This is a genomic window from Photobacterium damselae (genome assembly GCF_003026815.1).
Taxonomy (GTDB): Bacteria; Pseudomonadota; Gammaproteobacteria; order Enterobacterales; family Vibrionaceae; genus Photobacterium; species Photobacterium damselae.
Window position 1 is genome coordinate 13,246 of sequence record NZ_PYOG01000006.1, and the last position, 10,879, is coordinate 24,124.

Genomic DNA, 10,879 nt, shown 5'->3' on the forward strand with positions numbered 1-10,879 from the left:
GTTTAACTATGTTAGTTAAAGGTATTCTTTCTGATGCAGCTGATCAGTGTATTCCGAAAGGGATTATTCAGATTGTGTCCATCAATACATCAGAGTCTGTTCTTGAGGGTTCCACTGTATGGATTAAAGCCGATAATGAAGGACACTATAGCTTTACCTTATTGCCTGGTTCGTACTTAATTTATGCTCAATCGGGTAGACAAAATGATGTGGTGTATTTGGGAGAGACGATAGTTACCGATGATACACCAGATGGAAGTTTAAATAGTATTGTGGGTATTACGACTCCAGTATTACCACCGCAAGTTCAACAAGCCGTGAATGCGGCAAATAAAGCAACTCGGTCTGCAGAAGACGCAAATGATAAGTATCAAGATCTCATTGAGTTAGCAAAGACGGTAACAAATTCTATTAATGATTTAGTTACAACAGTGAATCATGTCGAGAACCTATCACAATCAGTTGAAGGTTACGCTTTAGCGAGTGGTAATGCCTTACAAGGCTCATTACGAATAAAAGCTGAAGTGGGAGCTGTTAATCAATCCGTTAGGTTGGTTAAAGATGAAATCTTGTCCATACAAAAAAATATTATTCATCTAAAATCTGATGCAGAAACGTTTAGTTCTAAAGCATCATCTAGTGCTCAGAAAGCCCAAAAACAGGCAAATAGCGCGGTACTTAGTGCAAACAATGCTGCTGCTGATAGCCAAAAAACATTTCGCTTGATGACGGTAGTTGAGAAGTATCGTGATGATGTAATGGGAGCATTAGACGAAACTCATCAGTCACTTGAATGGCTTAAGTTCATGCAAGTGCAGTTTGACACTAAACTGCAGGAAATGACGTTAATTGACGAGCATCTTTCCATTCTTGCAAGAGAGATTGAAAAAAACAAACAGAAAGTAGAACAACTTCGGCTGAATGCTAGAGAAAGTGCAGGTAATGCAGCTACAAGTGCGTTAAGAGCAGAGCATGAGGCTAATCGTGCAGAAGTCGCTGCTAGTATTGATATTGTCCGCGAGGCAGAAAAACAGGCTAAATCATCAAAATCCGAAGCTGATAAATCGTTGTCAGCATCTTTGGTTTCTGTTAATGCAAAGAACGTGGCAGTGGCTAAAGCTAATGAGGCTAAACAGTCAGAGCTATCTGCAACAACGAGTGCTCAAAATGCTGAGCAAAATAGCTTAACTGCTAAAGAACAAGCAAAGCTTTCAACAGAGAAAGCCAGTAGTGCAGCTATCAGTGCTAAAAATTCAAAAAGTAGCGAAAAATCAGCTCTAGAAGCTGCAAGCGAAGCAGCTTTAAATTCCACAGCGACTAAACAATCAGCTAACTTAGCCAGTAGTCATGCAGTTACTGCTGGTGAAAGTGCGAATACTGCAGAACAGAAAGCTGATGATGCTGCAAATCAAGCATCGATTGCGACTCAACAGGCAGGTATAGCAAAGAGTAATGCTGACGCTTCATTAAATAGCCAAACACTAGCAGCCAACAGTGTTGAATTAGCTTCAAATCAAGCAAAATTAGCCAGTAACAGTGCTAAGGTCGCTGCAGAAAAAGCAATGATAGCCATAAACCAAGTGTCTTTAGCTCAACAAGAAGCTGCCAAATCTAGAGTTAATGCGGGTGGAGCAGCACAGTCAGCAAAAGATTCAGAACGAAGTTCCCAAACTTCAATCGCTAAAGCTGATGTTGCAGCTAAGAATGCAGGGTTATCTGCTACTCATGCCATTGAAGCATCTCAAAGCTTTATTCGAGCATTATCCGCTGAAGAATCGGCAATTAGTGCAGCAAAACGAGCAGAAACAGCAGTTGCTAGTTTGTCTGGAGCTATGATTGAACAAGGAGGGGTCGATCTTTCAAAAGGTGTTGCGCCACAACCTCCGCTTGATATTAATGGAGCTAAGAGAGCTTGTTTTTGGAAAGTAACGGCAGCAGGCACCGTTAACAATATTGAGTATGGTGTTGATGATTCGATTGTGTATTCAGCTAGTATGGATACGTATTACAAAATAGATAATACAGAAAACGTTACGTCCGTAAATGGGCACCGAGGTGTCGTTAATCTCACCAAAAAAGATGTAGGTCTTAATCTTGTTCCTAATAAGACTCATACTGAAAGTGTACTTGCTGATAGTGTGCCTATTCGAGATCACTCTGGTGATGTTAGTTCGAGATTATTTCGTTCAAATTATACTGAACAACAGACTATATCAGGAGCTCTTGCTTTTCGAATTGATAATGTTACGGATAATTACATTCGATTTTGTTCTAACCAAGAGGCCATTCGAACGTGGTTAAGTCTGTATTCTAAAGATGAATCAGATAACAAATATTTATTGAAGTCTGTACAAGATAGTTTTGCTCAAAAGATAAACCCGTCTTTTACCGGGCGAGTTTCTATTTCGAGTGACGAAAGTACGTCAGATGCTCCATGCCTTCTAAGCTTACAAGCATTATCAACACGGGGGCACCCACACCCGACACCGATTATTAACGATAATCAAGGATTAGATTCTGATGCTGATATATACAAATACCGAAATACATTCACAGGCTCTATTTCTTATGAGTATATTAAATCTCTCAACATAGATTTAACGGGGAAAAATGGTAAATACGTGAAGATTGCATCGGTATATATCCCACAAGATGGATCTACAGCAGAGATTGAAATTATTGGCGGTGCAGGTTTTAATTTAGGATCACATACACAATGTGATCATAGTCGAATTATTATTCGTTCTGGGAATGGTACCCCAAAAGGGATTAACTGTAGAGTTTATGCTCATCAAATTCATACGTATCGTTTTTTCACTAAAATTTATACTCACAATGTTACTTCCGATTGGTACGATATTTATTTGTTAGTTGTTAACGCCTATGCAAGTAATCTTATCTTCAAGTTCTCCAGCTCTGTTGGATGCTATATCAAACCCTCGTTAAGGGATCCCTTAACTTTATCCGCTCTACCTTCTGGTAGTCAGAAAGGCGTGATCTATCTGTATAGCTATAGCCAAGATGATATTGAGTAGATCAATAGAGATAATTTATGTTAGTAAATATTCCTTTAATGAAAGGTGAAATCCCTCGATTAAAACCTCATCTTTTACCCAATGAATCATCAGTCAAAGCTATAGACTGTCAGTTTGAGAATGGGATTATTTCGCCAATCAAGTCTGATAAATGGGTTCAGAACTTATCAATTTTGGTGAAAACATTATTCAAATATAATGATGAGCATTGGTTTATCTGGCCAAAGAAAGTTGAAGCTATTCATAACCCAATGGCTCAAGATAAATGGCAGCGAGTCTATTTTACAGGAGATGGCAAACCCCAAGTTACTGCCCAAGATATCGCTATTGGTCCAGTGAGTCCTGCTGCGAGTTATGAGCTTGGCGTACCGGCTCCAGCAACTAAACCTGTTATTGAGCAAATTGACGACTCAACGGGTGAAGAACCGTCACAAGGCGAAGCGGCTTTGTTTGATGATGAGACGCGTTTTTACATTCAGACCTATGTAACCCGGTTTGGTGAAGAGGGGATGCCATCGTTGCCCAGCTCTGAAATTCTAATAGAGAAACCAGGCTCTACCGTTCACCTCCTTTTAGCTCGTCCTGAGCAGAACAAAAATAACATAACGCGTACACGGCTATATCGAAGCGTGACAAGCAATAATAGTGCTGAGTATATGTTAGTGGCAGAGTTGCCTATCTCGCAGGAACGTTATTTGGACGCAGTAAAAACAATAAATGGCCCTATTTTAGAAACATGGGATTTTGCTGTTCCAGATGCAAATATGCGAGGGCTATGCCAAATGGCTAATGGTATCTGTGCGGGTTTTGCCGGAAACGAGGTGATGTTTTCTGAGGCCTATCTTCCTTACGCTTGGCCAAAAGGATACCGAGGTACCACTGAACATCCAATTGTAGGGATTGCGGCGATTGGTACGAGCCTAGTTGTCCTTACCAAAGGGTATCCTTATCTTTTCTCAGGAGTAACGCCAAGTGCTATTAATGGTACTAAGATAGCATCAGAACAGGCTTGTGTGAGTGCAGAATCTATAGTTGTGGTAAATGGAGCGGTTATTTATGCATCCTCTGATGGTCTGGTTGCTATTGGCAGCGACGGTGCAATGACGATTACTGATCAATTGATTACTCGTTCACAGTGGCAAAAGAAAACTCCTCAGACAATAAGAGCATGGGCAGCAGAAGGCTTGTATATCGGAATATCAAAGACAGGTAGTTTTATTTTTGATCCGGTATCTCAAGACTTTAGAGAGTTATCAAATCGATGGGACTGCGCTTACTCTGACTTAGAACGTGATCAGCTCTTTGTTGTGAAGGATAAACAACTTTATATCTGGCAAGGTGGAGAAAATGATTTACCGTTGATTTGGAGGAGTAAGGTTTTCAAATTACCAACAGATAGTTTGATGTCATGTGCTCGGGTCATCTCAAATGATATTTCTAAGTTATCCATCAAGATTATCGCTGATGGCAAAGATATTTATTCGCTCTCGACTGGAGAGCTAACAGATAGAAGTTTTCGATTACCTGCAGTAAGAGCAACTAATTGGCAGATTGAAGTTTCAGGCAATGCAGAAGTAGAGCGTTTAGCCATAGCTAGTTCTCTGCAGGAGTTAACGTAATGGTTTCACCTAATCGAAATAAGATAGCAGGTTTTAGGGGGGGACGGGATCCTGCTGCGTTACAGGAAAATATGGAGTTGTTAACCGGTCAAAGAGGAAATGGTTTAGATCGCGCTATTACTGTGCGAGAGCTCGCCCAGCTTGGCTTAATTAACGTAACACGTAATAGCCAGGGTTCTGTTGTCACGAAACCAGTATTGCCACAGGCCCCAGATGATAAACCTATTAGTATTCCAGATGCTCCTGTTAATTTCTCTGGCTTTGGTGGTTTTGGTGCCATCATGCTTGAGTGGAAAAATCCTACATTTAATGGATTTGCTTATGCTGAGATATGGAGAGCGGTACCAAACCAGGATAATTCAGCCCCAAGTATTAAACAGGCAGTTTTAATTGCTACAACACCCGCTACGGTATTTGGTGATGTGGTTGATCCTGGTTCTACGTTTTATTACTGGTGTCGTTTCGTTAATACCAATAATGTTCCTGGTCCTTATCAGGGTATTGATGGAGTTAAGGTCTCAACAAGTACAAATATTCATGATGTGGTTGATGATATTGGATCACAAATGAAAGATTCAGAGCTTATTAAGTCTTTATCTTCAGATATCTCAAACCTTTCCTCGTCCGTCACTGAGTCACAACAAGCGATTAAATCAATAAATAAAGATGGATCTTTAGCGTATCAATCTCTGTGGAGTATGAAGGCTCAAGCTGGAGATATCAAAGCGGGTATTGGATTTTTGGCTAAATCAGATGGTACCAGCCAGGTCGCTGTATCAGCAAGCCAGTTCTTTGTGTTCGATCCAAATGTCGCAGGTGGTGAAACGCAGCCGCTATTTGCCATCGACAAAGGCAATGTCGTTATACCTAAAGCTTTGATTGAATCAGCTACTATTCAGATTTTAACTGCACAAACCATCGTTGCAGATAAAGTAAAATCTGGCATCAGTATTTCATCGCCTCAGATTCATGGTGGACAAATTACTGGGGGATGGGCTGGATTTGGTATTGGAGGCCCATATCGAGGATATCATACAGCTATCTCTAAAGATGGAGTCATTGAAACAAATAGATTGAGGTTCAAGTCTGCTCAATCAGGGACGCGGCTCGAAATAAATGGTGATCGTATTGAGGTATGGGAAAATGGAAGTATTCGTGTTCGAATGGGAAGACTGTAGTAAATGACCTTTGGTGTGCAATGCTGGAGTCCAACAGGTCAGACGGTAATAACAACGATCCAACCTATGAATCTTGTTGGGATATACCCCATATATGAAGGTCGTCATACAATCGCTATTGAGGGAAGTATTGATGGTGTACTTGAATGGACCTTTGCCTTTGGTGAGCAAGGAAATGGCACAACAGGTGTAGCGATATCTAGCGTGTCTGTATCAGGTAACAAATTAACGTATGTTGGTACAAAATTCAGATCCCCAGATATGCAAAGTTTAGTTCAAAAACCCAGTATTAGTATTTATATAAGGCGTTAAATATGACTTATGGTATTGATATGCGAACCACCAATGGAAAGCGCATGGTGTGGGGAAGGGAGGAAGTTTATTTATACTGGGGGAGGGTGGAGGTAAATTATGAAGGAAATGAAGGTAAAAAGATTCATAGCTTATTTAATATTCCTATAAATTGGTCACCGTTGGTTTTTAGCCGAATCTTAAGCAACTCAATACCAAATATTGTAGCCGGAAAAAGTGATGGTATTCACATGGTTAATAAGAATGAAAGGTTACATGTTGAGTCTAATTTTGAAGGTAATAGTGGCTCAAGAAAAATATCGTATTATGTTTTCGTGCCTGCAAAACATATTCCTTTGCCCAAACATGGCCTAATGGTGAAAAATGATATTGGTAACATATGTTTTCACAGTGGGCGTCGATCATTAAATGTTAAGGACTTGTTGAAGAAAACCAATATAGGTGCGAGTGGAGTATCAACAACCTATTCTTATAATGTAGCTGCACAAACAACACTTACAGGAGCCGCAAGAATACCGATCAGTCCTTATCAATCATTTGGTTATTATCGGACCACTTTAGGAAGCGAAAGAGGCATCCATATTTCGTGGTTTTTGGTTGAATCTAGTAGTAATCCATATCCAGAAACACCAACATTTATAACAGCGTCAGTTCCTTTGATTAATGCTGACGAGTATCATGATATTTCTAGCTTGCATTGGATTTAGATGGACAAACTAAGTTATACACCTCGGACTCTTTAAGCATCCCTCTGATCATGACGCTTTGAGCACGATAAAGCGTTTTTCCATGACGCTCTATCTTCCCAATAATTCTTGTCTTTATTGCCTCTAGAGGGGCGCCTCTAGGTTTCTGGTAATTCGGTAGATACACAAGAATATCAGCGTAACAGTCAAGGGATGTATATCCTCCGTAGTATTTATGTTCGTGAGTAGCTGAACAAGATGAAACCAAAAAAGAAATAATAAAAAAGTATAAAATACGCACTATGAGATTCCTAAAAAATTTAAAATTCTCTGGCATTTTAATGTGAATCAAACGGTAAAAAGAGACAAATGAATATAAATGTTAGTAAATCTTATTGGATAAATTATCGAGATAAGTTACTTCCAATAATGAAGCAAATAGAACGAAGAAATAGTCATGTGTTTGCTGATGAAACAGATAAGGCTCTATCGGAAGGTAGAGCCTTTTTGTTTGTTGGTGAAGATGGTTTTTTCATTTTAGATCCTTTACTTCGGAATGAGGAAATTATCGTGAATGTGATGTTTGCCTTTAATTGGGGAAATAATGCTATTGCTAGATACCAAGAAACGATTGAGCGTTTGTCTCTTGATATTGGAGCTAAAGGATTAGAGTTATGTACTGCAGTAAAAGGGTTGATTCCACTTTTAGAGCAGCAAAGATGGGAGTGGGTTTCTACTGACAATAATGTGATGTATTGGATTAAGAGGTTGTGATCATGGGTGGCCGCAAATCACAAGAAGTACCAGAAACAACGGCTCAAAAAACGCAAGCAGAAGTGGCGAATAAACAATGGGATCTTTATGAAAATGAACTAAAAGGTTTTGAAAATAAATTTATTCAACGAGTCGATAATTTTAACTCATCGAGCAAGATGGAAAAGACAAAGCAAACAGCTGGACTTTCATATGCCTCAAGCTTTGGCCATGCACGTAAGCAGTTAGATCAAAGTATGACTGCAAATGGCGTGGATCCAAGTAGCCAGAAATTTCAGAATGCTCAAGCAAATTTATCAGACGATCAAGGATTAGAACTATCTGATACAGTTAATCGTGCTCAATCTTCTGAGCAAGATAAATATTTAGCTGGTTTACAAGATGTAGCTGCCATGGGAATGGGACAGAAAAGTGATGCTTTAGGCAGTATAGGTGATGTTGCTAATGCGAGCTTAAGAAAGGCGACATCTGACGCTTATGATTCTTTTAACCGCCGAGCTGCAAACAACCAGTTAATTGGCACTGTTACAGGAGCGGGGGTTTCTGCTGGACTTCGTCAATTACCGTCATTTAAAAGTGCATCTTTAGATGGCGCTAGTGTTGATGGGATTTCAACTACCAAGCGATTGAATTCATACAACAATCGCTTTAATCCAAGTGGAACCATGATAACTTAAGGATATAAATATGGGTATTGCATCAGATACTTATGCCAATATAACTCGTCAAATGTATGAAGATTGGGAACAGAGGTTTTATCCCAAACAAAAGGAGCTATTAGATAAGGCTGTATCGGGAGAGTTAGCAACTGAACAGATCAATCGTGTTGACAGAAATATGCAAGATTCTATGCGTTCAGCAACCCAAAGTAATATAAACCATATGGCTAGATATGGTGTTGACGCTAGCCTATCTCCGAATATTGAAGCCAGACAGGCACTTGGATTAGCCAGCGCTAAAAATGCCATTCGAGAATCAGAGCAAGAACGCTCAATGGGAATTTTTTCTGACTCAGGAATGGGATTACGAGAGAAGATTAATATCGGAGGTATGTAATGTCATATGGATTATTATCTTTGGGACAAGATACTCGCCAGCAAGCTTTAAATGGATTACGTAATGCTGCTAATCAAGAACAGGAACGGGAGCAGATAAATCAGCAACTAAAAAATGCTCAAAGAACACAGACTATGGGCTCTATTGGCTCAGGTGTAGCAATTGGAGCTATGGCTGGGGGGCCTGTTGGTGCATTGCTTGGTGCTGGAGCAGGGTTGATCCTTGGTGAGTTATTTTAATTTGGGGGTTATATGGTGATAGATACCCGGGGTTTTATGGATGGGGCTTTGCGTGGTTTTGATTTAATGGAAAATCATTATGACCGAGCTGAGCGTAAAGCGGACCGTGAAAGAAGCTTAAGACTTGCTGATGAACAAAATAAAAGGCAAGAGCAATGGCGGCAAAAGGCATGGGATCGAGATGAAGACCGTTATCAGGAACGATTGAAAACAGATCAAGCAAATAATGATAAAGAAGAACGTCGATATCAAGATGGGTTAAAACTAAAAAAGCAGCAGTTAGCTCAGAGCAATGCTGTTAATGCAGCTCAACAACAATACTATCAACAACGAAATAACCGAGAAAAGAGATTACAGTTTATCCAGGATAATGCTCCTTTGATTGATCAAGCTTGGACTCGATTTAATGAAACGGGGGAGTTGAGTGATATCTTAAACAACGATTATATAAAAGGAACTGCGTATGATGTTCGCTCTTATACGCCAGATAAAATTAATGCTTTTAATAATTTACGCACTAACATACCTAACGTACTGTCAGGGAAAGCAGACGTAGACTCTCTTGTTCCTGATATTGGTGTTGTGTACAAATCAAATATTGATCGAGTCATTGGCTCAAAAGATGATTCGGGAAAACGAACAGTAACAGGGGCTGAATTAGCTAACATTCACCTAGCGTCAGACATAAATCCAGATATCAAAGGGGATCAACCTGGTTTGGTTTTAGGACTAAAAGTGAAATATGATGATGGCTCTACAGCAGTCAAACCTGTAACGAAGCTGCGTAGCTCAGATCCCAATGACCATCCATTAGTCATCCCATTAGATGAAGCAATGAAAGACCTTTCAGGGCAGATGAAATTAGCTCGATTAGCTTCAACATCTAAGGCTTATCAGCAATTGTTTGGAAAAGATAATAAAGCTCAGAAATCAGTGGATAAAGAATATCGCGGAGAAGTAAATAAGATCTCTAAATGGTATGGTGATGCGACTTTAGACTTAATGAAAAATAGCGGTGGAACTGTAAGCCCTGAGCAACAAGAACAATTAGATAAACAACGGGATGATATGCTGGCTAAGTTGAACAAAATGTATGGTAAAGCTCAAACCACTACCATTACCAAGTTCACCCCAACAGAGCGTTGGGCAAGCGGTGATGGGACTAAGCAAGAGTATCTTCAGGCCATGAAATCAGCGGGTAGAGATATTGGTTCTTTGAGTGTTGAACAGTTAGAGCAGGGGTATCAGCAAGCTTTGATCCGCAAAAAAGAAAGAGAAAAGGAGCAACATGAATCAGAGATTGCAAATAGGATTAGAGGAGGCATAGTTTATTGATAGTGGCCAACCAGTTGATAATTAGCCACTATTTAAGACTTAGAACTCATATTGATTCTTAATATCCGGAGATAGTGCTATCACTATAAAACGGGTATCTATCGATCCTTGAATTGTAGCGGTGCTATTTATTTTACCATCTATCAAGGTCATCAGTTGCTCGCCTATATGTTTCTTCGTTAGTTGCTTTAGTGAATCAGAAGCATCTTGTGATATTTCTAGTAGAATGGAGTTATCGTCTCTGATGGTGGTTTTTAAAATATCCTGTTGTGAAAGATAAACGGAATCGCCAACTTTGATATCGCCAATATTTTTAGTGACGTTCTGGCTTAAATGGTTCTTAACAATAGTAAACTCTATTCTATCTATTTTCTTTTGATGTGAAGAGCATGCACTTAGCAATAATATACTAATTAGTAATAAGATGTTCTTTCTCATAAGCTACTTTTCATATTCCTTTAATATTACGAAGGTCGATTATAAATTAAATGCGATATCTTTAAGGATCTTAAGTGTCTATATTTGTCATATAGTGTCATTTTATTGTAACCCTTTTGTGTTTCTTTTATCGATAATAATGAAATGACCTGTGTCTCTTTATTTGCCTAACACTAAGGCAAACTAACCCCATCATGGATAAATCTA

General features: G+C 39.4%; 11 protein-coding genes. 10 read left to right on the forward strand and 1 reads right to left on the reverse strand.

What is annotated here, in order from left to right; genetic code table 11:
• Positions 1 to 8: 8 nt before the first annotated feature.
• The 10 genes from CTN07_RS07970 to CTN07_RS08015 all read left to right on the forward strand — a co-directional run bounded on the left by CTN07_RS07970 (position 9) and on the right by CTN07_RS08015 (position 10,234).
• Positions 9 to 3,035 (forward strand): peptidase associated/transthyretin-like domain-containing protein, encoded by a 3,027-nt coding sequence (locus CTN07_RS07970; RefSeq protein WP_005305706.1) that lies wholly within the window; start codon positions 9 to 11, stop codon positions 3,033 to 3,035.
• 17 nt (positions 3,036 to 3,052) lie between these two features.
• Entirely contained in the window at positions 3,053 to 4,654 is a 1,602-nt protein-coding gene (locus CTN07_RS07975) for a hypothetical protein (protein WP_005305704.1), read from the forward strand.
• On the forward strand, positions 4,654 to 5,832 hold the full coding sequence (locus CTN07_RS07980) for a phage tail tip fiber protein (RefSeq protein ID WP_005305702.1): 1,179 nt from the start codon (positions 4,654 to 4,656) through the stop codon (positions 5,830 to 5,832). Before CTN07_RS07975 ends, CTN07_RS07980 begins: the two co-directional genes overlap by 1 nt.
• 3 nt (positions 5,833 to 5,835) lie before the next feature.
• Positions 5,836 to 6,144, forward strand: coding sequence for a hypothetical protein (locus CTN07_RS07985; RefSeq protein WP_036765806.1), 309 nt, complete (start codon positions 5,836 to 5,838; stop codon positions 6,142 to 6,144).
• A 2-nt stretch (positions 6,145 to 6,146) separates the two neighbouring features.
• Positions 6,147 to 6,851 carry a hypothetical protein gene (locus tag CTN07_RS07990; protein ID WP_005305699.1) on the forward strand — a complete coding sequence of 235 codons (705 nt, stop codon included), beginning with the start codon at positions 6,147 to 6,149 and terminating at the stop codon, positions 6,849 to 6,851.
• Positions 6,852 to 7,199: 348 nt separating this feature from the next.
• Positions 7,200 to 7,604, forward strand: a complete 405-nt coding sequence (locus CTN07_RS07995) for a hypothetical protein (protein ID WP_036765805.1) — start codon at positions 7,200 to 7,202, stop codon at positions 7,602 to 7,604.
• Positions 7,605 to 7,606: 2 nt separating this feature from the next.
• Positions 7,607 to 8,281 (forward strand): hypothetical protein, encoded by a 675-nt coding sequence (locus tag CTN07_RS08000; RefSeq protein WP_005305696.1) that lies wholly within the window; start codon positions 7,607 to 7,609, stop codon positions 8,279 to 8,281.
• 10 nt (positions 8,282 to 8,291) lie between these two features.
• On the forward strand, positions 8,292 to 8,660 hold the full coding sequence (locus tag CTN07_RS08005; protein ID WP_036765803.1) for a hypothetical protein: 369 nt from the start codon (positions 8,292 to 8,294) through the stop codon (positions 8,658 to 8,660).
• Entirely contained in the window at positions 8,660 to 8,899 is a 240-nt protein-coding gene (locus tag CTN07_RS08010) for a hypothetical protein (RefSeq protein WP_036765802.1), read from the forward strand. Before CTN07_RS08005 ends, CTN07_RS08010 begins: the two co-directional genes overlap by 1 nt.
• Before the next feature lie 12 nt (positions 8,900 to 8,911).
• The gene (locus CTN07_RS08015; RefSeq protein WP_005305693.1) at positions 8,912 to 10,234 is read left to right on the forward strand and encodes a hypothetical protein; all 1,323 of its coding nucleotides are present in this window, start codon (positions 8,912 to 8,914) and stop codon (positions 10,232 to 10,234) included.
• A 39-nt stretch (positions 10,235 to 10,273) separates the two neighbouring features.
• Here the strand turns inward: CTN07_RS08015 and CTN07_RS08020 are convergent, their stop codons facing one another.
• Positions 10,274 to 10,672: a hypothetical protein gene (locus tag CTN07_RS08020; protein ID WP_036765800.1), complete on the reverse strand. Its 399-nt coding sequence runs from the start codon at positions 10,670 to 10,672 to the stop codon at positions 10,274 to 10,276.
• Positions 10,673 to 10,879 lie beyond the last annotated feature (207 nt).